Source organism: Nocardia sp. NPDC058518 (assembly GCF_042719655.1).
Classification (GTDB): domain Bacteria; phylum Actinomycetota; class Actinomycetes; order Mycobacteriales; family Mycobacteriaceae; genus Nocardia.
The window spans coordinates 30223-54419 of sequence record NZ_JBHXNJ010000035.1; the positions used below are offsets into that span (position 1 = coordinate 30223).

The window sequence follows — 24197 nt, forward strand, 5'->3', positions numbered from 1 at the left end:
GCCCGTACATTCCGAGGGGACACAGCATGAGTCAGCTTGTCGTCGAAGGGGTTTCGAAGAGTTTCGGTGCCACCAAGGTTCTCGATCACATCGACCTCGACGTCCCCAATGGCACGGCTGCGGCGGTGGTCGGCGCGTCCGGCTGTGGCAAGACCACGCTGCTGCGGGTGATCGCCGGATTCGAGGGGCCCGATACGGGTTCGGTGCAGCTCGGATCGGAAACTGTTGTCCGTCAGGATCTTTGCGTACCGCCACAGCGCAGGCGGATCGGTTACGTCGCCCAGGACGGCGCCCTGTTCCCGCACCTGAGTGTCGCCGACAATATCGCCTACGGCCTGCACACCGGCCTGCGCGGCGCCATCGACCGCCTTCGCCCTGGCCGCGATCGTCCTCGCGTCATCGAGCTCCTGGCCATGGTCTCCCTCGACCCGGACTACGCCGACCGCAAACCTCATCAACTCTCCGGCGGCCAGCAGCAGCGTGTCGCCCTGGCTCGCGCACTCGCCCGCAAACCCGACCTCATGCTGCTCGACGAACCGTTCAGCGCACTCGACACCGGCCTACGGGCGACCACCCGCCAGGCCGTCGCCGACACGCTGCGCGCCGCGGGCATGACCAGCATCCTGGTCACCCACGATCAGGAGGAAGCGCTCAGCTTCGCCGAACAGGTCGCCGTCATGCGCGCGGGCCGGTTCACGCACGTCGGGCCGCCGCAGCAGGTCTATCACCAGCCCGCCGACCTGTTCACCGCCCGCTTCCTCGGCGATTGCGTCCTGCTCGATGCCCTCTGCGAAGCCGACATCGCCAAGTCCGTGCTCGGCCCCGTTCCGGTCCAGCCAGGCGCCCCCACCGGCGAAGTGACCCTGATGATCCGCCCGGAACAGCTCGCCGCCCAGGTGATCGCCGCCGACGAACCGCACTCCGGCCACGTCACCGCTGTCGACTTCCGCGGCCCCGACGTCATCTTGACCATCGATCTCGCCGAGGGCGCAGGCACCGTGCGAGTCCGCCGCACCGGCATCGCCGCCCCCACCACCGCCGACCGCGTCCGCCTCACCATCCACGGCCCCGCCGTCGCCTACTGACCATTGTGATCATCCTGATCCCGAATCTCGTGGCCACGGCGCGGCTGAGTGGTTTCCAGCGTGTCTGGAAATCCGGATGGTTTCCAGACACCGCCCTTCTCGGGCGTCGTCGGTTTACGCCACCTGCGTGGCGTGAACGTCGGTTCCCGCGTCTACCGGGCCGGTTTCACCGACACCTACAAGGTGTCGGTCAGCGCCTTCCCGTCGGCGGACATTGGTTACCCGGCCTCCTGCTCGGGGGTCCGGGGATCGTGAAAAGTCCTGTTGCGCCGTCGGCCATTTGGCGAGGTTGACTGCCGCGTTGTGGTCACGATCTGCACGAAAACCACACCCGCAGAAGAACACTCGATCATCCAACGACAGGGCTGGGTTGATTGTGCCGCAGGCAGAGCACTTCTTGGTCGACGGGTACCAGCGGTCCGCTGTCGCGAGTGCGCCGCTGCGCCATGCCTGTTTGTAGGACAACAGGCGGGCGAAGTCGGCCCATCCGGCATCGCTGATCGCGCGTGCCAAGCAACGGTTGCCGAGCATCCCCGCCACATTCAAGTCTTCGATCACGAGCCGGTCGTGGGTTTTGACCAGCCTGTTAGCGACCTGATGGGCGAAATGACGGCGAATATCAGCGACTCGACGATGGTGGCGTCCCAGCCGGGCGGCCGCCTGCCGATGGTTGTGGGACCCCTTCCGTTTCCGCGATAACGACTTCGCCAGACGGCGTTGCCGATCCAGCTCGGTAACCAAGGGTTTGGGCGCGCTGTTGATGCGGGCGATTTCGACCCCGTCGGCGGTCGCGGCAACCGAGAAAACTCCCAACCCGCGGTCGATCCCGACCCAACCACCGTCATCGTTGTGTTCTCGCCGCTGGTGATGCTGAGCCGGGTGCAGATCGGATGCTTCGGTGGCCAGACTGATCCACCAGCGGCGCGCCCGGAAGGAGATGGTGGCGTAGAGAATCTTCGCCCGTCCCTTGGTGAGCATCCGCCGCAGTCGGCGGGTGTCATCGCGCACCCGGATCGCACCGATCCCAGGCAACATCACCGACCGCGCGATCTGGTCACCACCGATTCGGATCGCTGCCCATCCGGCCTTGGTGTGTTTGTTGCGGATCCGAAACGCCGGGACGGTTGCTGACTTCTTCTTGAATCGAGGAAACCCAACCCTCCTAGCTGCACGTTTGCCGGTCCGGGAGTCCGAGAAGGCGGCCAGGGCTCGACCACAGTCGACGGCAGCTTCCTCGAAGACTTGCTGGCTCACCTGGGTACGCCACGCCAACCCGGTCACCTGAATCTCGGCGACCCGGTCCGCGCCGACAGCGAAGACCCGTCCTGCGGCTTCGGACTTCTTCCAGGTGTTGAACGTGTTGATCAGGTCGAACCGGGTCCACGGGACCGGATGCTCTGGGCAGGTCTTGCGTTTGGTGAGGGCGGTTTTCACGAAGGCGAGGCTTTGGTTGAACGCGAACCGGGCCGCTCCGGCGTGCCGGGTGAGCATGACGGACTGCTCGACCGTGGGGTCGAGGCAGTACCGGAAAGTCGTGTGGCGGCTCATCGTGGGCAAGTGTGACACAGGACACCGACACAGTGGCGAGTCGTCCTTTGTAGTGGCCGTCGACTCCCCAACGGTCTCTGACCAGGCACCTGTCCGCCTACTGATCATTGCGATCACACTGATCCCAACCCTCGCCGTTGGCACCGGCACACGGCACTATCAATGGCGAGGCGGGCGTGGCTGAGTGGTAAGGCAACGGTCTGCAAAGCCGTCTACGCGGGTTCAATTCCCGCCGCTCGCTCTGTGGGGTAAAGCGGCTGGGTCGTGGAATGATCGTTTTCATGTCACGGCCCAGACCGCTCTCCCATGACCCCATTGCCGAGGCTTACCGGCAGTGGGTCGCCCACGGCTGGGAGTCGGTCGCCGATGGGATGGCGCTGGTGACCTCGCTGGTTCGGGCGCAGCAGATCGTGATGGCGCGCGTGGACGAGGCGCTCAAACCTTCCGGCCTGACGTTCTCCCGCTACGAACTCCTGCAACTGCTCAGTTTCAGCCGCACCGGCGCTCTGCCGATGGCCAAGGCGAGTGCGCGGCTACAAGTGCATCCGACGAGCGTGACAAATACCGTCGATCGACTCGAAGCCGCCGGGCTGGTTGTTCGCGTCCCGCACCCCAGTGATCGACGGGCAACTCTCATCGAAATCACCAGCGCGGGAAGGAAATCCGTGGCCGAAGCCACGGCTGCGCTGAACGCCGAGGTGTTCGCCGAACCCGGCCTGCCCGCCGACCAGGGCCGCGACCTGTTACGGCTGCTGGCACAATTCCGTCACGACGCGGGCGATTTCGACGTCGACGACCCGGAAAACCTCGCATTCCACGCGACCTGGCAATCGACTGGAGAATCTTCGGCCGACCCCCTTGGCAGCTAGCGCGAAAAGGTCCACGATGTAGCCCATGGTGCTGATCCTCGGGGTATCGGCGGGCGCGGGTGGAGCCCGCGCCGTGTTGACCCATTCCGATCAGCCCCACATGCCGCCCATCGACCGGATCCAGGTACCGCGCCGGGCCGGGGGCTCGGTGGAAGAATCGGTACTCACCGCGATCGACCGCATGCGCGCGGCGGCGGCAGCACGCGACGAGTACATCTCCGGCACCGCTGTTACCTGCCGCAGCGAACTACAAGCCGACGCGATCAGGGCGGCCGCCGGTCAGGCCGACTTCGCGATCGTCGACGAACCACTCGCCCAGTTGCGCTATCTGCGATTCACCGGCCTGCTGCCCGCCACCGACTCGGTGATGCTCTACGACCTCGGCAGCTCCGGCTTGACCATCACCCACGCCGACTGCCGCACCGAAACCATCCTCGCGGGCAAACGCAGCACCGTCCTCAGCGGCAACGGCTACGACGCGCTCCTGCGCCGGCAACTCGCCCGCAGTGGCGTCTGCGCCGACGCGCACGCCAGCCGCGAACACCGAGAATCGTTGAGCCGCACCAGAGTCGTCACCGCCGCCGATGCCGACACCGGTGGCCGCGCGGTGCTGACCCGCAGCGATCTGGCCGCGCTCTGCGAAGCGGGACTGCATCATTCGGCCTCGTTCGTGCGCCTGCTGATCGAGGAGACGGGGGTGCGGCCGGGAGCGCTGGCGCTGCTGGGCGGCTGCACCCGCAACCCGAGTCTGCGCGCGGATCTGGCCCAGCTGATCGGCCTGCCGATCGTGTACGACCCTGAGCCGGAATATGTTTCGGCGCGGGGCGCGGTGCTGCTGTGCGCCCGCCGTCCCTCGGCGCGCTTACGCATGCCGCGACGGGGTACGGGTGCGATCGCAGTCCCGCCGCGCGCGGACAGCCGCCGAAAACTTCTCGCCGCTGTCGCGGTGACCGCCACCCTCGGCGGCACGGTCGCCGGCCTGCTCAGCAACCACAACACCACGGCGCGGTCCCCTGAACAGGGCACCGCGCCGGCTACGGCGGAGTTCGTCGACGGCGCGCCGAGCTGGAAACCGAACTAGCGGTTGCTGAAGTTCGGCGGCCGCTTCTCGACGAAGGCGGCCATGCCCTCCTTCTGATCCTCGGTCGCGAACAGCGAATGGAACACCCGGCGTTCGAACAGCAGACCCTCGGCGAGGGTGGTCTCGAACGAGCGGTTCACCGCCTCCTTGGCGATCATCGCGACCGGCAGCGACATCGACGCGATGGTCTGCGCGGCCTCGAGCGCGGTGTCGAGCAGTTCGTCGGCGGGCACGACCCGAGAGACGAGCCCGGAGCGCTCGGCTTCCTCGGCACCGATCATCCGGCCGGTCAGGATCAGATCCATCGCCTTGGCCTTGCCGATCGCGCGGGTGAGACGCTGCGAACCGCCGATGCCGGGGATGACACCGAGCGTGATCTCGGGCTGACCGAACTTGGCGTTGTCGGCGGCGATCAGGATGTCGCACAGCATCGCCAGCTCACAGCCGCCACCGAGGGCGTAACCGGCGACGGCGGCGATGGTGGGCTTGCGGAAGTTGGCCAGGCGGTCCCAGCGGGCGAAGAAGTCGGCCAGGAACATGTCCATGTAGGACTTGGGGGCCATTTCCTTGATGTCGGCGCCCGCGGCGAATGCCTTCGCCGAGCCGGTGATCACGACGGCACCGATGGAATCGTCGCCGTCGAGTTCGTCGAGCGCGGCGATGACGTCGTCGAGGACCTGGGCGTTGAGGGCATTGAGCGCCTTGGGCCGGTTCAGGGTGATCCAGCCGACCCCGCCCTTCCCGTCGGTGCCGCCCTTGCGCTCCAGCAGAATCGTCTCGAATTCGGTCACGGCCACCCTCTTGTCAATCAACGGTCACGGATGGTGCTGACGATACCGAGGCGTACCGCCTTGCGGTGACGCGTACCTCCGGTCCTGCGCAACGGCCGACGAATGCGCTCTGCGCTGAAACTGTGGCACGCCGTCTGCGACGCATTCCACCGCGTCCGATTTGCGGCACAATCGTCGACATGGGCAGCGACCACTTCGTGCGGATCACCCGCCTGCGCGCACTGATCGACCACGAGAACACCGGCGAGGGCGAGCGCGCCACCGCGGAGCGCATGCTCGACAGGTTGCTCCGAAAATCGGTGGGTCACACCACTTCCGGTGCCCCGGACCGGGTCTACGGCTCGCGTCACCACCGTGCGGGCAGGCATGCGAGTACCGCGTCGATCGTCGAATCGGTCCGCGAGGACATCGCCTTCGCCCGCACGTTCGCCACCGCGGGCGCGCCCGGCGAGGTCACCGTCCACAGCCCCCTCGCCGCGGCTCCCGCCGAGCTCACCGTCGCCGTCACCACCCCGTTCGCCGACCAGATCGTCGTCACCATCACCGACATACCGCCGTCGTGGGGCTGGGAGCCCGACGAGTTCGACCGCATCACCGCCACCGAGGACCTACGCCGACTCGCCGACGAACTCGCCGAGATCATCGACAGCTACAACCACGACGGCTCCGACGTTGGCCCCAGATTCTTCCGCACGATCCGAGCCCAGGAAACAACACTGATCCGCTGATCAGACCCCGGGTCCTCGTTTCCTGCCGACCAGGACGACCACCCCGGCGGTGAGCACGAGGGCGCCGATCCCCAGCACCACACACGCGACGACCGGCCCACCAGCGGTGTAATCGGCCGCCACCTGCACCACCGCGACCGCGATCCCCGCCGCCCCACCGAGCACCAGCACGGCGTCGCGCCGAAGCGCGTACAGCACGAAGCAGAGCACCCCGATCAACGCGGTCAGGCCGGGCCGCCACAGCGATTCGCCGAACGTCACCGATTGCGCGCCGATCACCGCGATCACCCCGCCGAGTAGATATCCGGCCCATTCGGCCACCAGCAGGCGAGCCCATGCGAGTCCGAACCACAGCGCGCCGAACACCATCAGCGCTATCCCCTCCCATGGCGATCGGACATCGAACAACTCCACGCTCAGGATGCTCGCGACACCGAAACCGGCCACGGCGACCATGCCGAACAAGCCCGGTACCAGCAGATACCCCAGCGCCGCGACGAGCAGTCCCGCGATCGATGCCGCGATCGCCGTTTCGTCGCCATCGTGCGCACCGAATGCCGTCGCCACCGCCCCCGCCGACGCTCCCGCCGCCAGCACGAGCAGCACAGAGGCCAACCGCACCCGCCCGGCTGACGCGATCGGCACCCGCCGGAACACCCCCGCGCACCCACCGGCCAACGCCACCGCTCCCCACATCGCACACCCGGCCACCACCACCAGCAACACCACCCGCCCCGACTGCGCCACCTGTGCCCACGCCTTGTCGACGAACAACCCCAGACCGGCGGCCACCAGCCCGGCCCCGACGTACGCCACGATCTCGGCGGCCACCCGTCCCCCGCTCGGGCGAGCGGCCCGCTCCTGCTCGTCGACCGCCCGCAGCACCGCTCCCCGCTGCTCCCCACTGATCACCCCTGACGCCACCAGCCGCTCCAGCGCCACGCCCACCCGATGCTCGCGAACCATCCGTCGAGTATGTCGACCCGCGGCGGCGATTCCGCCGAAACCTGGGTGGGCGTTTTCGCGGCGGAGTGACGCTGTTCACACTAGAATTACTTTGATGTCCTAGTATCGGGCGCTCTACTACATGGCGGAGGCAGTCATGAGCCTGCACGTTCCTGTGAATCCGGTGCGGTTCGTGACCTCGGCGGCCCTATTCGACGGACACGACGCGGCGATCAACATCATGCGGCGGATTCTGCAAGCCCAGGGCGCCGAGGTGATCCATCTCGGGCACAACCGATCGGTGCGCGAGATCGTCGACGCGGTGATCGAGGAGGACGTGCAGGGCGTCGCGGTCAGCTCGTATCAGGGCGGGCACATCGAGTTCTTCGAATACCTGGCGCAGGCACTTCGCGAGGCGGGGGCGGGTGATGTGCGGATCTTCGGCGGGGGCGGCGGGGTGATCGTCGCCGAGGAGATCTCGCGGCTCGCCGCGAGCGGCGTGCGGATCTTCTCCCCCGAGGACGGTCAGCGCCTCGGCCTGCCCGGCATGATCAACGAACTGATCCAGCTCTGCGATATCGACCCGGCGCGAACCGCCCCCGACCTCGACGCGCTCTACACCGGCGACCGAAACGCGCTGGCGCGCACCATCACCTGCTTGCAACAAGGTGCCATGCCTGCGGACGACCGGGCCGCGATCGTGGCGGCGGCGGCCAAGCGACGCGTCCCCGTGCTCGGCATCACCGGCACCGGCGGCTCCGGAAAGTCTTCCCTCACCGATGAATTGGTACGCAGACTCCGCACCGACCAGCAGGACAAGCTGCGCATCGCCGTACTCGCGGTCGACCCGACCCGCAGGCGAGCAGGCGGCGCCCTGCTCGGTGACCGCATCCGGATGAACGCCCTCGACGGCGATCACGTGTACTTCCGTTCGCTGGCCACCCGCGGCAATCACGAACTGCCCGACGATGTCGACACCATGATCGCCGCCTGCCGGGCCGCCGGCTACGACCTGGTCGTCCTCGAGACCCCCGGCATCGGCCAGGGTGACGCGGGCATCGTCGACCACGTCGATGTGGCGCTGTATGTGATGACGCCGGAGTTCGGCGCCGCCTCCCAGCTCGAGAAGATCGACATGCTCGACTACGCCGACGTCGTCGCGATCAACAAGTACGAACGCCGTGGCGCGGCCGACGCGGTCCGCGATGTGGCGCGCCAATTGATCCGCAACCGCGCGGAATTCGGCGCGAGCCCCGCTGACATGCCCGTCTTCGGTACCAGCGCCGCGACTTTCGACGACGACGGCGTCACGGCGCTGTACCAGCACCTCACCGGCCTGCTCACCGAACACGGCCTGACGCTCGAACCCGGCGCGCTGCCCCGCGTCGACACCTCGGTCTCCACCCGCTTCGCCCAGCTCGTGCCCCCGTCGCGGGTCCGCTACCTGGCAGACATCGCCGACACGGTGCGCGGCTACCACGCCGATACGCAGCGCGAAGCCGCTGCGGCCCAGCGGATTCAACGGCTGGCGCTGGTCCACGACGAACTCCCCGACGACGCGGCGGTCGCCGACCTGCTCACTCGGGCCCGCCCGACGCTGTCGGCGGACTCGACCACAGCGCTGGCCGAATGGCCGACGGTCGCCGAGAGCTATCGCGGCGACGAACAGGTGGTCCGCATCCGCGATCGCGAACTGCGCACGCCCCTGCGCCGCGAGTCCCTCTCCGGCACGAGCATTCCGCGCGTCTCGCTCCCCCGCTACACCGACGACGGCGAACTCCTGCGCTTCCTGCGCGCCGAGAACCTCCCCGGCCGATTCCCGTTCACCGCGGGCGTTTTCCCCTTCAAACGCGAGAACGAGGACCCCGCCAGAATGTTCGCGGGCGAGGGCGATCCGGCCCGTACCAATCGTCGTTTCAAGGTCCTCAGCGCCCACGCCGAGGCCACCCGCCTGTCCACCGCGTTCGACTCGGTCACCCTCTACGGCCACGATCCCGCCGAGCGTCCCGACATCTACGGCAAGGTGGGCACCTCGGGGGTCTCGGTGGCCACCATCGAGGACATGCGCACCCTGTTCGGCGGTTTCGACCTCGGCGCCCCGACCACCTCGGTCTCGATGACCATCAACGGCCCCGCCCCGACCATCCTCGCCTTCTTCCTCAACGCCGCGATCGACCAAGCGCTGCAACGCTTCTCCGAGAGCGAAGGTCGCGAGCCGACGTCCGTGGAAGCCGCCGGGATCCGGGCACGCACGCTGTCGACCGTGCGCGGCACCGTGCAGGCCGACATCCTCAAGGAGGATCAGGGCCAGAACACCTGCCTGTTCTCCACCGAGTTCAGCCTGCGAATGATGGCCGATGTGCAGGAATGGTTCGTGCGCAACGACGTCCGGAATTTCTATTCGGTCTCGATTTCGGGATATCACATCGCCGAGGCGGGCGCGAACCCCATCAGTCAGCTCGCCTTCACCCTCGCCAACGGATTCACCTATGTGGAGACCTATCTCGCGCGCGGGCTGGCGATCGACGACTTCGCCCCGAATCTGTCGTTCTTCTTCTCCAATGGCATGGACCCCGAATACACGGTGATCGGCCGGGTTGCCCGGCGGATCTGGGCGATCGCGATGCGCGACCGGTACGGCGCGGGTGAACGCGCCCAGAAACTCAAGTACCACGTGCAGACTTCGGGTCGCTCGCTGCACGCACAGGAAATGCAGTTCAACGACATTCGCACCACCCTGCAGGCGCTGATCGCCGTCTACGACAATTGCAACAGCCTGCACACCAATGCTTTCGACGAGGCGGTGACCACCCCCACCGAGGACTCGGTGCGCCGCGCGCTGGCGATTCAGCTCATCATCGCCAAAGAATGGGGGCTGGCCGTGAACGAGAATCCGCTCCAGGGCAGTTTCATCGTCGACGAACTCACCGATCTCGTCGAGGAAGCGGTGCTCGTCGAATTCGAGCGGATCAGCGAACGCGGCGGGGTGCTCGGCGCCATGGAGACCGGCTACCAGCGCGGTCGCATCCAGGACGAGTCCATGCGCTATGAGCAGCGCAAACATGACGGATCGCTGCCGATCGTCGGGGTGAACACCTTCCGTGGCCGCGACGACGACACCGCGCACGCACCGCTGGAATTGGCCCGCGGCACCGAGACCGAACGCCGCTCCCAACTGGACCGGCTGCACAGTTTCCAGACCGAACACAGCGAACAATCCCATCGCGCGCTGGCCCGGCTCACCGAGGTCGCCCACACCGACGGCAATATTTTCGATGTGCTCATGGACGCGGCGCGGGTATGCACGTTGCAGCAGGTCACCGATGCCTTCTTCGCGGTGGGAGGGCAGTATCGGCGCACAGTTTGAGCAGCGTAATCCGTCGCTCTCCGCCGCAGGCGTGTGACAATCGCCGTGAGCTCTGCCAGCGGCGGCGACGGGACGCACAGCATGGATCTGACCGACTTCGACATCATCGATGCCCATATTCACCAGTGGGATCCACATGCCACGCCACGCGCGTTCAGCAAGCTGGCGAAACTGATGCGCTATCTGCCTGTGCCGGTCGATATCGCGGCACGGCTGGCCCCGCGCCGTGACCGCGAATTCGTCGGCGCTCCCAGCGCCTACCTGAAGCCCTATCTGCCTGCCGACTATCGCGACGACCTGGGAAACACGCCGGTCGAATCGGTCGTGGAAATAGAGGCGCAATGGACGGGCTGGAAGCCCGACGAGACGCGGTGGGTGGCGAGCCTGCCCTTCGGCGTCGACACGCCCGCCTTGGCCACGATCATCGGCTCGGCCGGCCCCGCCGCCGGAGACTTCGGTGCGGTGCTCGACGCGCATCAATCCGCGTCGCCGCTGTTGCACGGCATCCGGGCGATGGTCGCCTACCACCCGGATCCCGCCGTGAAGTCGTACGTCGCGCACGACGGCGCGCTCACCTCCCCTGCCTTCCTGAACGGCTTCGGACAGCTCGCCGAGCGGGGGCTCTCGTTCGACGCGTGGGTGTATTCGGGGCAGCTCTCCGAGGTGACGGCGCTGGCCGAACGGTTTCCCGAGGTGCCGATCGTGCTCGATCACCTGGGGACGCCGGCGGGGATCTTCGGGCCGGTCGGCAAGAACACCGGGCACACCGCCAGGCAGCGCGAGGTCGTTTTCAATCGGTGGCGTGAAGACCTGACCGATCTGGCCGCGCAGCCGAACGTGGTGGCCAAGGTGAGCGGGCTGATGATGCCGGTGCTCGGGCATCCGATACCGCCACGCGACTCCCCGACGCCCGTGCCCGCGCTGCTCGGGCGGGTGGGTCCGCTGCTGGCGCACGCGCTGGCGGTCTTCGGTGCCGACCGGCTGATCTGGGGGTCCAACTTTCCGGTCGACAAGCCGATCACCAGCCTGGGTGGCGCAGCCGAGACGGTGGCCACCGGTCTGAGCGACGCGGGTGCGAGCACCGACGACCTGCGGAAGGTGTTCGGCGGCAATGCCATCCGGTTCTACCGGATCGAGCCGACCGCGTGAATCGCCACCCCGCTCGCCGGTTTCTGTCGGTGGGCGGGTTTAACATCGGCGCATGAAAGCCATCGGCACCTTCGAGGTCACCGCGTTCGATCCCACCGAGCTGACGCCGCAGCCGCCCATCGTCACCGGGATGCCGGTCGGCGTCTCGACCATGACGAAGGCTTACGCGGGCGAGATCGAAGGGCTCTCGGCCACGTTGTTCACCGCCGCCTTCGACATGAACACCGGTGCGGGCACCTACCTCGCGATGGAGTCGTTCGAGGGTGCGCTCAACGGTAAGACCGGTGCGTTCAACTTCGTCCACTCGGCCACCACCGGCGGCACCGACCGCACCGCCGAGTTCTTCCACATCGTCCCCGCCAGCGGCACCGGGGAGCTCACCGGCATCACCGGAACCGGCGCCTTGTACGTGGATACCGAAGGCGGACATCACATCTGGTTCGAGTACGAGCTGGACTGACTCAGCTGTCGAATTCGGTATAGAGCGAGCGTAATTCGCGTAGTCCGGTTGCCGCGGTCGGCTCGTCCTCGGTGGACATCCGAAGCGCACGACGCAGTGGTATCGCATCGAGGTCCTCGATGACGGCGTGGAATTCGATGCGGGGCAGCTCCGGTAGGACCAGTTCGTCGCCGTAGGGGTCATCGGAATCGGCGGTGCGCGCGGACTTCTCGACGCCGCCGATGAGGGTGTCGAGGTCGAGTCCGCGCAGGGTGAGGATCTCGCTCGGCTGTTCGTCGAGGCGCTCGGCGAGCAGGTAGCAGACCGCGGCGACGTGCTTGCACGGCCAGCCCATGTCCGGGCAGCTACAGGTGAAGTCCAGTTCCGAGGCGGTGGTCGGTAGCAGGTACGGACCGAGGGCCGGTGGGAGCGCGCCCGAGGCGATCTCGGCGAGCATGCCGGGCGCCTGCCTGATCTCGGCGAGCAACAGGTCGATTTCCTCTTCGCGCAGCGGCCGGATCGACAGCACCGAGGTGAACGGGCTGGGCTGGCTGCCCTGCACCTCCGCGGTCACCGCGCCGCGTTCGATCCGGTAGTTGACCACCTGCCCGACCCTGGCGTAGGTGCGTCCGCGCGAGAGCCTGCCCGCGTCGGCCACCTGCTCCACCGCGTCGAGCAGCGCCTTGCCCCACCAGGTCCGCCCGAAACCGCCGCGGGCCTGAGCGCCGCCGCGGACCGGTTTACGCGGACCGAACTGGCTGAAGTCGGCCATCAGTCACCCACCGCCTCGGCGCCGAGAGTGAACAGCTCGCGCAGTTCGTCGGTGCTCATCTCGGTGATCCAGTTCTCCCCCGCACCGACGGCCAGATCGGCCAATTGCTTCTTCCCGTTGATCATCTCGTCGATCCGCTCCTCGATCGTGTCGACGCACACCAGCTTGCGGACCTGCACCGCGCGCTGCTGGCCGATCCGGAACGCGCGGTCGGTGGCCTGGTTCTCCACCGCGGGATTCCACCAGCGGTCCAGGTGGATAACGTGATTGGCGGCGGTGAGGTTGAGGCCGGTGCCGCCCGCCTTGAGGGAGAGCAACATCAGCGGCGGGCCGTTCCCGCCCTGGAAACCGGTCACCATGTCGTCGCGTCGCTGCTTGGCCACACCGCCGTGCAGAAACGGGATCGGAGTGCCGAACCGTTCGGTGAGGTAGGGCAGGATCAGGTCGCCGAATTCGCGGAACTGGGTGAAGAGCAGCGCTTTCTCACCGTCGGCGAGCACCGCGTCGAGCACGTCCTCGACCAGGGCCAGCTTGCCGGAGCGATGCCCGCCGCGGCGCAGGATCGGCGAACCGTCGCCCAGATAGTGCGCGGGGTGGTTACAGACCTGCTTGAGCCTGGTCAGCGCGCCGAGCACAGCGCCCTTGCGCGCCATGCCCTTCGCGTCTTTGAGCTTCTCCAGCATGTCGTCGACAACGGCCTGGTAGAGGGCGGCCTGTTCGACGGTGAGGTTGGCCCGCACCGTCATCTCCAGCTTCTCTGGCAGGTCGCTGATCACCGTCGGATCGGTTTTCAGCCTGCGCAGGACGAACGGATCGGTGATCAAGCGCAGTCGGTCGATGGCTTGCTGGTCGCGTTCGCGTTCGATCGGCACCGCGAACTTGGCGCGGAACGATTGCGGGCTGCCGAGCAGTTTCGGCATGGCGAAGTCGAACAGGGCGCGCAGTTCTTCCAGACGGTTCTCCACCGGAGTTCCGGTGAGCGCCAATCGATGTCGAGCGGTGAGTGCCCTGGCCGCACGCGCCTGCCTGGTCACCGCGTTCTTGATGTGCTGCGCTTCGTCGAGCACGATCCGCTCCCACCGCTGTTCGCTGAGCAGGGTGACGTCGCGGGCGAGCAGTGCGTAGGTAGTGATCACCAGATCCGAATCAGCCACCGCCGCGGCGAATTCCGCACCGACCAGCCGTCCGCGGCCGTGGTGCACGAGCACGCGCAGGTCAGGCGCGAACCGCTGCGTTTCCCGCTGCCAGTTACCGACCACCGACATCGGACACACCAGCAGCGTCGGTCCGGTCCGTGGCTCGACCTCGCGCTCGTGGACCAGGAGCGCCAGCACCTGCACGGTCTTGCCCAGACCCATATCGTCGGCGAGGATCGCGCCGCAGTTCAACCGGCTCATCGTGGCCAGCCAGCTCAGACCGCGCTCCTGGTAGGGCCGGAGCTGGGCTTTCAGGCCGACCGGCACCGGAACCGGCTCGGGCTCGCTCTCCCTGGCGAACAATTCGGCGGCCCAGCCGTCGGCGGTGACCTCGGTGACCGGGACATTGTCGACCCGCTCTGCGGCGAGTTCACCGATCATGTCGGCCAAGGTGATCGGGCTGTCGTCGGCGTGCTGCGCCACATAGCGGGCGGCCGCGGCCAACGCGCGATGGTCGGCCTGCACCCACTCGCCGCGCAACTGGACCAGGTCCGATTTACTGCTGATCAGCCGCGCCATCTCGGCTGGGGTGAGCACCAGATCGCCGAGCGCCAATTCCCAGCGGTAGGAGAGCAGTCCGCTGAGGCCGACCGTGGATTCGGCGGCGGCGGGGCTGCTCACGCGCAACCGCATGCTCGGTTCGGCGATGTTCCAGGCGCGCGGCAGGAGCAGTCGAATTCCGGCTTCCTGCAGGGCATGCGCACCGTGGGCCACCAGGTCGGCGACCACCTCGGTGGGGAGCAGCAGGTCGAGGCCGCGCGGATCGGTGGGCAGGTCGCGCAGACGTGGGTAGGCCTTGCGCGCCTGGCCGAGTTTCTCCGCCGCCGTCCGCACGAGCACCGGATCATCGTCGAAGACAACAGGTTTGGGTGCGTCGTCGACCGGGCGCAGGCACACCTGTAGCCGCCACAGCGCCACCGATTCGTCGGTGGTGCCGAATTCGCCGTCGGGTTCGCACAGGCGAAGCACGAGTTCCGGTTCGTCGGCGGCGTAGCCTTCCCGCCACTGCGACAGGGTTTCGGACAGTCGGTAGGAGCCGACGTCCAGCGGGGTATCGGCGACGAGCGCGGCCAGCAGCGGGTGCGTCATCGTGCGATGCGCGAGGTATTCGCGGGCGATCGGGTCGGTGAGATGGGTGCACAGGTCGTCGAGCACGGCGGAGGGCGGACCGGCGACCCGCAGCGCCGGTGGCATCGCGGCGGCCAGCTCGGCCAGCCACGCCCGTTGACGTTGCCCGCCGACCAGCCGCCAGCGCACCCACCATTGACCGTCGGCCCGCTCGAGCTGGGGCACCACGCGCCCGGCCCGCACCCACCGTTCGATACCGCGCGCGACGTGGGCCAGGAACCGCAGATCGCCGGAGATGTTCTCGCGCGGCAGCCGGCTGCGCAGCACAACGGCCGCCGTCGGCGGCGCGAGCGCGTGCGCGCGCACCTCGGCGGTCCCGGACTGCCCCGCGGCATCGACGACGAACACCTGGGCACGGTGCCGGAACCTGGCGCGGTCCAAGATGTCGCCGAGCACCGACCCCACGGCGACCGGCTCCGCGTCGTGCCACAGCAGTAGGCCCGATTCGGGGGACCACAGACCGTGCAGCATGGGCTACATCAAAGCAGGCGGCACCGACACCGATCCCGGCCGCCATCCCCCTGGATTTCTCGCCGCAACGGGACCATAATTAAATAACCCCTGGTCACGGGCCGGAATACCCACCGGCGACAACTCCATACTCACCCAGGCGAACCGGACGGATCCGGTTCGGCCGATGACCCCCTTGTAATTCGTGCGGAGGGCAGCGATGACGATTCTGCTCCAGGTTCTCGAGCAGAGCTACACACCCAACACCCCATGGGAACGGCGCAAATTCACCTTCATCGACACCACGAAAATCCTCGGCATGCGACTGGACGGCCAAGCAGGCGTCTGGCTCGATCTGTCGCGGCCGGGCGAATCCCAGCGCCTGGCCCACACCATCGACCCCCGGGAATCCATCACCTTCCTGCTCACCGTCTTCGCCAAGATCGCCGAATGCGAAGACCGTGGCGGTTCCTGGCTGGTCGGCCACGACGGCAGCCGTGTCTCCTCGATCGCCGCGACGCGCTTCCCGCCGATCGCCAGCGAACTGGCCGCCGACGACCTGCTGGCCCGAGCCTGGTTATAGGCCGGTATCGCACGCAGTTCTGACCCATCGGCGGTTGTTGTCGGTACCACCGGCTACAACCTGCGGGTATGGGGAAACTGGCGTGCTTGCTGGTAGTGGTGCTCGCGATAGCCGGGTGCGGGGTGATCGGGCCGGATGAGCCGGTCGTTCCCGCACCGGGCAGTCCGGCGCGTGCCGAGGTCATCGCCCTGCTCGACACAGTGCGCGTCGTTGCCTCGCGCCCTCGGCCGGGCGGCTACGAACGTGGCTGCAAAGTGGGCCAGGCCTGTGTCTTCGGCCCGGCATGGACCGACGATTCCGACGCGCCAGGCAGCCACGACGGCTGCGACACCCGCAACAACGTCCTTGCCGTGCAGTTGCGCGAGGTCGTGCATCGCGGGCGCTGCGTGGTCGTGGCGGGAGTCCTCACCGACCCCTACACCGCTACCGACATCCACTTCAGCAAGTCCGACGGCGGCCGCATCCAGATCGACCATGTCTATCCGCTGGCTGCCGCCTGGGACATGGGTGCCGCCACCTGGCACCCCGACAAGCGCCGCCGCTTCGCCAACGACCTCGCGGTCAATCTCCTGGCCACCGGCGCGTCCACAAACCAGTCCAAAGGCGACGACACCCCGTCCGGATGGCTGCCACCCGCGCGGCCCAACCACTGCTTCTACGCGGCGAAGTACCTCACCGTCGCGGTCGACTACGACCTACCGATCACCGCCGCCGACAACGCCACCCTGCACGACATCGCCCGTAGCTGTCCGTGAGAACCGCGGACAGCGCTCACTCTCCGGTCGCAACGACCCGCTTCGGGTCGCTCGACCACTGCGAGTACGAGCCCGGGTAGAGGGCGGCGTCGATGCCCGCGACAGCGAGGGCCGCGATCTGGTGGGCGGCGGTGACGCCGGATCCGCAGTACACCGCGACCTGACCTTCGCCGAAGCCTGCGAAGCGCGCACGCAGGTCTTCGACGCTCCGGAAATGCCCCGTGCCATCGAGGTTCTCGGCAGTGGGTGCGCTCACCGCGCCGGGGATGTGCCCGGGACGCGGGTCGACCGGTTCGACCTCGCCGCGATACCGCTCGCCGGCTCGCGCGTCGAGCAGCACGCCCGGCCATTTCGCGGCGGCGTCGGCGTCGATCACCGGCAGCCCGCCGGGACGTACCACCAGGTCACCTGCGACCGGATCCGCTTCGGCGCCGGTCGCGAGTTCCCCACCGGCCGCGATCCAGGCGGGCAGCCCGCCGTCGAGGATGCGCACGTTGTCCACACCTGCCCACCGCAGCAGCCACCACGCCCGCGCGGCGGCCATGGCGCCGGTCGCGTCGTAGACCACCACCGGATCCCCGGTGCTCAATCCCCAACTGCGCGCGCATTTCTCGAAGGTGCCGGGGTCGGGTAGCGGATGCCTGCCGCGGGCGGGCGCGGGCGCGCCTGCCAGCTCGGTCTCCAGGTCGACGAACACCGCGCCCGGAATATGCCCGTCGAGATAGTGCTGCGGCCCATGGGGATCACCCAGCGCCCACCGCACATCGAGCAGATGAATCGCCTTGTCCGCCAGCTCTTCCCGAAGCTCCGCCGACGAGATCAACACCGCACCCACTACCACTCCTCCCAGCCTCCCCCCACCTGCGAAACCGTTCGGCGACACCCTACGCACCCGCCGCGAATCCCGGCACCCAACGGCGGGGACCGAGCTCGGCACATAGCACCTGCCGGGTCGGGACACACGCAGGCCGGTCGCCGAACTGGACCGGATATCAGCGCGTGTGAATCAGTCCACTTTCCCGGGACTGGCAGGCGACGACCACCGTTTCGTCGGGCAATATCTCCACAATGTCGCAGGTCTCCACCACTCCCCCCGATGTCGCCGGCAAACCGGCGGGCATCGCGCAGCCGCTCGGTGCTGGTGCGATCACCGCATTGGTCGGGTTCACCAGTTCGTTCGCGGTGGTGCTGAGTGGGTTGCGGGCAGTGGGGGCGAGTCCGGCGCAGGCCGCGTCGGGGTTGCTGGTGCTGTGCTTCACGCAGGGGATCGGCATTCTGCTGCTGAGTTTCCGGTATCGGATCCCGATCACACTGGCCTGGTCGACCCCCGGCGCCGCGCTGCTGGCGAGCACCGGACTGGTCGCCGGTGGCTGGCCGGGCGCTGTCGCGGCTTTCGCGATCACCGGCGTGCTGATCGTGATCACCGGCCTCTGGCAACGGCTCGGCTCGCTGGTCGCCGCGATCCCGGTACCGATCGCCCAGGCGATGCTGGCCGGGGTCCTCGTCCCGCTGTGTCTGGCCCCGGTGCAGGCGCTGCGCACCTCGCCCGCCGTGGTCGTCCCGGTCATCGTGGTGTGGCTGGTCCTGCAACGGTTCGCACCCAAATGGGCCGTGCTCGTCGCCTTCGCCACGGCGGCTGTCGGTACGGGCATCGACATCGTCGTGAACAACCGGCACCTGGAATTGTCCGCCATGGTTCCGACGGTGGAATGGACTGCGCCCCAATGGCATTGGCAGGCCATTGTCGGCATCGCGGTGCCGCTCTACATCGTCACCATGGCCTCCCAGAACATCCCCGGCGTCGCGGTGATGCGCTCGTTCGACTTCCAGGTCCCGTGGCGCCCGGCCATGCTCGTCACCGGGATCGGCACCGTCATCGGTGCCGCGGCGGGTGGCCACGCGATCAACCTCGCCGCCATCAGCGCCGCCTTGGCGGCAGCCCCCACCGCGAGCCCAGACCCCAAGCGACGCTGGATCGCCGCGGCCACCGCGGGCGCCGCCTATCTCGTCCTCGGCCTCGCCTCCGCCGCCTTGGTCACCCTCATCGCCGCCGCCCCCGCGGGCACCATCGAAACCGTCGCGGGCCTTGCCCTCCTCGCCACCCTCGCCGCCGCCCTGACCGGCGCCCTCAGCGACCCCGCCCACCGCATGGCGGCCCTGGTCACCTTCCTCGTAGCCGCCTCGGGCACCACCCTCTTCGGTATCGGCGGCGCCTTCTGGGCCCTCGTGGCCGGCCTCGTCGTCCGGCGCTTCCTGCCGTCTGACAGTCCAGCGGCTACGTCAGTTCGGGCCGGCCAGCCGGTCGAGTAGCGGGCCGGTGCGCGGGCCGACCAACTCGCGCATGACCAGGGCCATATTGGTGCGCTCCACACCGGGGATCTTCAGGATCGCGCCCGCGATGCGGTAGAGGTCGTCGGCGTCACGGGCGACTATGCGCACGGTGAGGTCGGTGGCGCCGGTCATGCCGCAGACCTCGGTGACCTCGGCGACATCGGCCAGTTCGTCCACCACGGCGTCGAGTCGGTGCTGGTCGACCACCACCGCGACGAAGGCTGCCAGCGGATAGCCGAGGGCGCGGGGTTCCACCCGGCGTTCGAAACTGCCGAGCACCCCACCGCTGTCCCACCGGGCCAGCCGCGCCTGCACAGTGTTGCGCGACAGGCCGAGGCGCGCCGCGAGCTCCACCCCCGTGGCGCGCGGGTTGGCGATCAGTTCGCGCAGTAGCCGCGCATCGGTGGCGTCGAGTGTCACGGCGTCGGGTTCGCGACTGGTCATACAACGCAGTATGACAGCGTTCGACTGGAGCAGACCATGCATTCTGCTCATCAGCGCGTGTAACGCTTGCGCACACCGCGTAATCGTGGATGCTGAGTGATACACATCGCACTCAGCGGAGTGGCGTACCTGCACCTGCTCACAAGGCACGGCGGCGAGGAGGCGATCACGATGTCGCAGAAGCAGACCTACCCGGTCCAGTTGATTCAGCCCGACGGCCGTCGGGTGTTCGACAAGGAGCACGGCGCGCTGGTCGCCGATGTCGATGCCGAGCGGTTGCGGCAGTTGTATCGGGACATGGTCCTCACCCGCCGTATCGATGTCGAAGCGACCGCGTTGCAGCGCCAAGGCCAGCTCGGATTGTGGCCGCCGCTGCTCGGTCAGGAGGCCGCGCAGGTCGGCTCGGCGCACGCACTGCACCCCGACGACTACGTGTTCTGCTCCTACCGCGAAACCGCCGTCGCCTTCTGCCGCGGCGTGCCGCCCGAGCAGCTCACCGCCCTGTGGCGCGGCGTCTCCCACCACTGCTGGGATCCCGGCGAGGTCAATATGACCAATGCCAATATCGTCGTCGGCTCCCAGGGCCTGCACGCCACCGGGTATGCCTTCGCCGCCCACCTCGACGGCGCCGATATCGCGACCATCACCTATTTCGGCGACGGCGCGACGAGCCAGGGCGATATCGCCGAGGCACTCGGATTCGCCGCGGCATGGAGCGCGCCGGTCGTGTTCTTCTGCCAGAACAATCAGTGGGCGATCAGCGAACCGGTCTCCGTGCAGAGCAAATTCCCGCTGGTACGCCGTGCCGACGGATACGGGATTCCTGGCGTGCAGGTCGACGGCAACGATGTGCTCGCCGTCCTGGCTGTCACCCGCCAAGCCGTCGAACGCGCCCGTACCGGCGGCGGCCCCACCTTCATCGAAGCGATGACCTACCGGATGGGCCCGCACACCACCGCCGACGACCCGGCCCGCTACCGGACCGCTGCCGACACCGAGTACTGGGGACAGCGCGACCCCATCGAACGCGTGCGCCTGCTCCTCGAGCACGAGGGCCACCTCTCGCCCGAGTTCGCCGAGCAGGTCGCCGACGAGGCCGACGATGTCGCCCGCCGCCTGCGCACCGCGACGATCGAGATGCCCGACCCCGATCCCGAGCGGATGTTCGACAACGTCTACGCGACCGAACACCCACTGATGACCGAAGAGCGCCAACAGTTCTCGGCCTACCTCGCCGAAGGAGCGCAGTCATGATCACCACCTTCGCCGCCGCCCTCAACACCGGCCTGCGCAATGCGATGGAAGACGACGCCAAGGTCGTCTTGCTCGGCGAGGACATCGGCAGGCTCGGTGGTGTGTTCCGCGTGACCGACACCCTGCAGAAGGATTTCGGCGACAACCGCGTGATCGATACGCCGCTGGCCGAATCCGGCATCGTCGGAACGGCTTTCGGGATGGCGTTGCGTGGATACCGGCCCGTGGTGGAGATCCAGTTCGACGGTTTCGTCTATCCGGCGTTCGACCAGATCGTTTCCCAGGTAGCCAAGATCCACAACCGTACCGGTGGAAAAGTGAAGGCCCCGTTGACGATCCGCATCCCGTTCGGCGGCGGCATCGGCGCGGTGGAACACCATTCGGAATCACCGGAGGTGTATTTCGCGCACACCGCGGGCCTTCGCGTTGTCTCACCGAGTACCCCCGCCGACGCGTATTCGATGATTCGCCAGGCCATCGCACTGGACGATCCGGTCATCTTCTTCGAGCCGAAACGTCGCTATTGGGACAAAGCCGACGTAGATTTCGAAGGCGAACCGGATCTGCCACTGCACAAGGCCAGGGTCTGCACCCGCGGCGTCGATGCCACCGTCGTCGCCTATGGCGGCACCGTCGCCACCGCGTTGACCGCGGCGAAAATCGCTGCCGAGGAAGGGCATTCGCTCGAGGTGATCGACCTGCGCAGTCTCTCGCCGATCGATGTCGACACGATCGCCGAATCGGTGGACAAGACCGGCAGGCTGATCGTCGTGCACGAGGCGCCCGTGTTCGCCGGGCTCGGCGCCGAGATCGCCGCCCGCGTCACCGAACGCTGCTTCTATCACCTGGAGGCGCCGGTGCTGCGCGTCGGTGGCTACGACATCCCCTACCCCCCGGCTAAGCTCGAAAAGCACCACCTGCCCGACCCCGACCGCATTCTGGCGGCGGTCGACCGCTGCCTTTCCGCCTGATCCCGCAGGGTCGGCGGCGGTAGCTTGCCAACAGAGCGATGAAAGGTGCCCTCGTGCCGGAACCAGCCGCCACCGACGACGGTCATGTTCTCGAATTCCGCCTCCCCGACCTGGGCGAAGGTCTGGCCGACGGCGACCTGGTGTCCTGGGCCGTCGCGGTCGGCGACACGGTGGAACTGAACCAGACCATCGCCGAGGTGGAGACCGCGAAGGCGGTGGTCGCGCTGCCGTCGCCGTTCTCCGGGATCGTGGTCGAACTGCTGGCTCAGCCCGGCGACACCGTGCCGGTCGGCGCGCCGCTGATCCGGGTGCGCAACGACCTCGAGGTAGCGGCACCGCCGGCCGCGGAGCCGCGCACGAACGTGCTGGTCGGCTACGGGCCCGAAGCCGAATCTACCTCGCGGAGAGGGAAATCCACGCCGTCGATGGCCGCCAGCACGCCGAGCACCCACCGCGCCGCCGCGACCCCCGCGGCACGCAAACTGGCCAAAGAACTCGGCATCGACCTGTGGTTCGTCGCGGGTTCGGGGCCCGAGGGCGCGGTCACCGTCGAAGACGTGCGCTCGGCCGTGCCGGTGACCCAGCCGCGCACCCCCGCCCGCGTCGGTGACATCGCGCCGACGCCGTCGAACGGCCACGTCACCGACGCCGACGGCCTCATCGAGCCGACCGCCCGCGAAGAACGCACCCCCATCGCGGGCATCCGCAAGCGCACGGCCGCCGCGATGCAGGCCAGTTCGCGCACGATCCCGCAGGCCAGCACCTTCGTCACCGTCGACTGCACGGCCTCGATGGAACTGCTCGACCACCTGCGCACCACCAAATCCTTCGAGGGTCTCACCCTCACCCCGCTGGCCCTGGTCGCCAAGGCGACGCTGGCGGCGATCGCGGAGTACCCGGGGATCAATACCGCCTGGGACGAGCAGAACCAGGAAATCGTCACCAAACACTACGTGAACCTGGGGATCGCGGTCGCCTCCGACCGCGGCCTGATGGTGCCCAATCTCAAGGAAGCGCAGTCGCTGAGCCTGCGCGACCTGTGCCGCGAGATCAGCTGGGCCGCCGATACGGCCCGCTCCGGCAACGCCACCCCCAACGACCTGCGCGGCGGCACCTTCACCCTCACCAATGTCGGGGTATTCGGCGTCGACTCCGGCGTCCCCCTGGTGAATCCGGGTGAGGCCGCGATCCTGTGCATCGGCGCGATTCGTAAGCGCCCGTGGGTATTCCGTGACGAACTGGCGGTCCGCTGGGTCACCACCCTCGGTCTCAGCTTCGACCACCGCATGATCGACGGCGAACTCGGCGCCCGCTTCCTCGCCACCACCGCCGGATTCCTGGAGGACCCCCTGACCCTGCTCAGCCGCATCTGAGCGCACGTCGGGACCCGGCCGTATAGTTCGGGCCGGTGTGCGTCCGACCGGACTGCGCACCGTGCGAACGAATGTCGGCAGGTGTATCCGAGGAAAATGGGGGCGTCGTGGGGTATCCGTATGGGCCGCAACAAGGTCAGGGCTATCCGCCCGGTGGGCAGCGGGGTTACCAGCCCGGCGGATATCCGGCTCCCGGGCCCGGTGGACCCGGCTACGGCACTCCCGGTCACGGCACTCCCGGTCACGGCACTCCCGGTCACGGCACTCCTGGCTACGGCGCTCCCGGTCACGGCACGCCTGGGTACGGCGCTCCCGGTCACGGCACGCCTGGGTACGGCGGACCTGGTTACGGCGCTCCCGGCCACGGCAATCCGCAGTACGGCATGCCCGGCTACGGCGCTCCGCAGGGTGCGGTCAGCGGTGCCACTGGGATCCTCGCCGCCGTTCTCGCCCTTGTGCTTTCGCTGATTTCCCTGGCCGGGGCGGTCGTCAGTTACAACTCGCCGCTCGCGACGGAATGCACCGGCAAGCTCGTCCAGCTACCGGACGGCACCTTCGCGTGTTCGAGCACCTCCCTCACTCCGTTGGTAACGACCTTCCTGGTGATCGGCGCCATCATCGGCGTGCTGCTGCTCACCGGCTCGATCCTGCTGTTCCTTCGTAAGACTGCGGGCCGGGTGATCGTCATCGTCGTGTCGACGCTCAGTGCGCTCGGCGGCGTCGCTTCCCTCGTGTCCATGGCCGATGCTCCCGTGACTTCGGACGCGGGTATGACTATCTCCGGAGTCCAAGCCGCCGTCGCGATCTTGATGTTGGTCTTGGCAGCGGCACCGTCGACCGGACGCTGGATTCGGGCAGCACAGCGGCGACCGAACTACCCGCAGGGCAATTACCAGCGGTATTGAACCGATCCGAGTGATATATCCGACCCGCAACGC

21 protein-coding genes and 1 tRNA gene are annotated in these 24197 nt (G+C 67.8%); 15 read left to right on the plus strand and 7 right to left on the minus strand.

Annotated elements, in window-relative coordinates; genetic code table 11:
- The first annotated feature begins 26 nt into the window (after nucleotides 1-26).
- Nucleotides 27-1085, plus strand: a complete 1059-nt coding sequence (locus ACFWPX_RS35005; protein ID WP_378932786.1) for an ABC transporter ATP-binding protein — start codon at nucleotides 27-29, stop codon at nucleotides 1083-1085.
- A 114-nt stretch (nucleotides 1086-1199) separates the two neighbouring features.
- On the opposite strand, the gene ACFWPX_RS35010 is transcribed toward ACFWPX_RS35005, so the two are convergent.
- Nucleotides 1200-2633 (minus strand): RNA-guided endonuclease TnpB family protein, encoded by a 1434-nt coding sequence (locus tag ACFWPX_RS35010; protein ID WP_378932789.1) that lies wholly within the window; start codon nucleotides 2631-2633, stop codon nucleotides 1200-1202.
- Nucleotides 2634-2803: 170 nt separating this feature from the next.
- On the opposite strand from ACFWPX_RS35010, the gene ACFWPX_RS35015 reads away from it, so the two are divergent.
- The 3 genes from ACFWPX_RS35015 (at nucleotide 2804) to ACFWPX_RS35025 (ending at nucleotide 4583) form a co-directional block, all read left to right on the plus strand.
- Nucleotides 2804-2874, plus strand: a tRNA-Cys gene (locus ACFWPX_RS35015).
- 40 nt (nucleotides 2875-2914) lie between these two features.
- Nucleotides 2915-3502 carry a MarR family winged helix-turn-helix transcriptional regulator gene (locus ACFWPX_RS35020; protein WP_378921860.1) on the plus strand — a complete coding sequence of 196 codons (588 nt, stop codon included), beginning with the start codon at nucleotides 2915-2917 and terminating at the stop codon, nucleotides 3500-3502.
- 25 nt (nucleotides 3503-3527) lie between these two features.
- On the plus strand, nucleotides 3528-4583 hold the full coding sequence (locus ACFWPX_RS35025) for a hypothetical protein (protein ID WP_378932794.1): 1056 nt from the start codon (nucleotides 3528-3530) through the stop codon (nucleotides 4581-4583).
- On the opposite strand, the gene ACFWPX_RS35030 is transcribed toward ACFWPX_RS35025, so the two are convergent.
- A complete protein-coding gene (locus ACFWPX_RS35030) occupies nucleotides 4580-5374 on the minus strand; it encodes an enoyl-CoA hydratase (RefSeq protein ID WP_378921856.1) in 795 nt (264 codons plus the stop codon). The genes ACFWPX_RS35025 and ACFWPX_RS35030 overlap by 4 nt on opposite strands.
- A gap of 179 nt (nucleotides 5375-5553) precedes the next feature.
- On the opposite strand from ACFWPX_RS35030, the gene ACFWPX_RS35035 reads away from it, so the two are divergent.
- Nucleotides 5554-6102 carry a hypothetical protein gene (locus ACFWPX_RS35035; protein ID WP_378921854.1) on the plus strand — a complete coding sequence of 183 codons (549 nt, stop codon included), beginning with the start codon at nucleotides 5554-5556 and terminating at the stop codon, nucleotides 6100-6102.
- Here ACFWPX_RS35035 and ACFWPX_RS35040 read toward each other — a convergent pair whose 3' ends face one another.
- Entirely contained in the window at nucleotides 6103-7068 is a 966-nt protein-coding gene (locus tag ACFWPX_RS35040; RefSeq protein ID WP_378932797.1) for a DUF2157 domain-containing protein, read from the minus strand.
- A 136-nt stretch (nucleotides 7069-7204) separates the two neighbouring features.
- Between ACFWPX_RS35040 and icmF the strand changes: the two genes are divergently transcribed.
- Genes icmF through ACFWPX_RS35055 form a run of 3 tightly spaced genes read left to right on the plus strand, consistent with a single transcriptional unit; the run spans nucleotide 7205 to nucleotide 12023 of the window.
- Nucleotides 7205-10414, plus strand: a complete 3210-nt coding sequence (icmF, locus tag ACFWPX_RS35045; protein ID WP_378932801.1) for a fused isobutyryl-CoA mutase/GTPase IcmF — start codon at nucleotides 7205-7207, stop codon at nucleotides 10412-10414.
- Between the two features lie 45 nt (nucleotides 10415-10459).
- The gene (locus ACFWPX_RS35050) at nucleotides 10460-11563 is read left to right on the plus strand and encodes an amidohydrolase family protein (RefSeq protein ID WP_378932804.1); all 1104 of its coding nucleotides are present in this window, start codon (nucleotides 10460-10462) and stop codon (nucleotides 11561-11563) included.
- A 52-nt stretch (nucleotides 11564-11615) separates the two neighbouring features.
- Nucleotides 11616-12023: a DUF3224 domain-containing protein gene (locus ACFWPX_RS35055; protein ID WP_378932807.1), complete on the plus strand. Its 408-nt coding sequence runs from the start codon at nucleotides 11616-11618 to the stop codon at nucleotides 12021-12023.
- 1 nt (nucleotide 12024) lies between these two features.
- Here ACFWPX_RS35055 and ACFWPX_RS35060 read toward each other — a convergent pair whose 3' ends face one another.
- Together ACFWPX_RS35060 and ACFWPX_RS35065 are read right to left on the minus strand one after the other, a co-directional pair.
- Nucleotides 12025-12774: an SWIM zinc finger family protein gene (locus ACFWPX_RS35060; RefSeq protein WP_378932809.1), complete on the minus strand. Its 750-nt coding sequence runs from the start codon at nucleotides 12772-12774 to the stop codon at nucleotides 12025-12027.
- On the minus strand, nucleotides 12774-15569 hold the full coding sequence (locus ACFWPX_RS35065; protein WP_378932812.1) for a DEAD/DEAH box helicase: 2796 nt from the start codon (nucleotides 15567-15569) through the stop codon (nucleotides 12774-12776). Before ACFWPX_RS35065 ends, ACFWPX_RS35060 begins: the two co-directional genes overlap by 1 nt.
- Before the next feature lie 199 nt (nucleotides 15570-15768).
- Between ACFWPX_RS35065 and ACFWPX_RS35070 the strand changes: the two genes are divergently transcribed.
- Together ACFWPX_RS35070 and ACFWPX_RS35075 are read left to right on the plus strand one after the other, a co-directional pair.
- Nucleotides 15769-16131: a hypothetical protein gene (locus ACFWPX_RS35070; protein ID WP_378921843.1), complete on the plus strand. Its 363-nt coding sequence runs from the start codon at nucleotides 15769-15771 to the stop codon at nucleotides 16129-16131.
- 68 nt (nucleotides 16132-16199) lie between these two features.
- Nucleotides 16200-16886 carry an HNH endonuclease family protein gene (locus ACFWPX_RS35075; RefSeq protein ID WP_378932816.1) on the plus strand — a complete coding sequence of 229 codons (687 nt, stop codon included), beginning with the start codon at nucleotides 16200-16202 and terminating at the stop codon, nucleotides 16884-16886.
- 16 nt (nucleotides 16887-16902) lie between these two features.
- Here ACFWPX_RS35075 and ACFWPX_RS35080 read toward each other — a convergent pair whose 3' ends face one another.
- On the minus strand, nucleotides 16903-17721 hold the full coding sequence (locus ACFWPX_RS35080) for a sulfurtransferase (protein WP_378921841.1): 819 nt from the start codon (nucleotides 17719-17721) through the stop codon (nucleotides 16903-16905).
- 233 nt (nucleotides 17722-17954) lie between these two features.
- Here ACFWPX_RS35080 and ACFWPX_RS35085 point away from each other — a divergent pair, with 233 nt between their 5' ends.
- The gene (locus tag ACFWPX_RS35085) at nucleotides 17955-19196 is read left to right on the plus strand and encodes a benzoate/H(+) symporter BenE family transporter (RefSeq protein WP_378932819.1); all 1242 of its coding nucleotides are present in this window, start codon (nucleotides 17955-17957) and stop codon (nucleotides 19194-19196) included.
- Here ACFWPX_RS35085 and ACFWPX_RS35090 read toward each other — a convergent pair.
- Nucleotides 19167-19661 carry an Lrp/AsnC family transcriptional regulator gene (locus ACFWPX_RS35090; RefSeq protein ID WP_378921839.1) on the minus strand — a complete coding sequence of 165 codons (495 nt, stop codon included), beginning with the start codon at nucleotides 19659-19661 and terminating at the stop codon, nucleotides 19167-19169. The genes ACFWPX_RS35085 and ACFWPX_RS35090 overlap by 30 nt on opposite strands.
- Nucleotides 19662-19832: 171 nt before the next feature.
- Here ACFWPX_RS35090 and pdhA point away from each other — a divergent pair, with 171 nt between their 5' ends.
- From pdhA to ACFWPX_RS35110, 4 genes are all read left to right on the plus strand, one after another.
- Entirely contained in the window at nucleotides 19833-20915 is a 1083-nt protein-coding gene (gene pdhA, locus ACFWPX_RS35095; RefSeq protein WP_378932849.1) for a pyruvate dehydrogenase (acetyl-transferring) E1 component subunit alpha, read from the plus strand.
- Complete coding sequence (locus ACFWPX_RS35100) at nucleotides 20912-21886, plus strand: alpha-ketoacid dehydrogenase subunit beta (protein ID WP_378932823.1); 975 nt, start codon at nucleotides 20912-20914, stop codon at nucleotides 21884-21886. Before pdhA ends, ACFWPX_RS35100 begins: the two co-directional genes overlap by 4 nt.
- Nucleotides 21887-21924: 38 nt before the next feature.
- Nucleotides 21925-23259 carry a dihydrolipoamide acetyltransferase family protein gene (locus ACFWPX_RS35105; RefSeq protein ID WP_378932826.1) on the plus strand — a complete coding sequence of 445 codons (1335 nt, stop codon included), beginning with the start codon at nucleotides 21925-21927 and terminating at the stop codon, nucleotides 23257-23259.
- 71 nt (nucleotides 23260-23330) lie between these two features.
- The gene (locus ACFWPX_RS35110; protein ID WP_378932830.1) at nucleotides 23331-24164 is read left to right on the plus strand and encodes a hypothetical protein; all 834 of its coding nucleotides are present in this window, start codon (nucleotides 23331-23333) and stop codon (nucleotides 24162-24164) included.
- The last annotated feature ends 33 nt before the right edge of the window (nucleotides 24165-24197 follow it).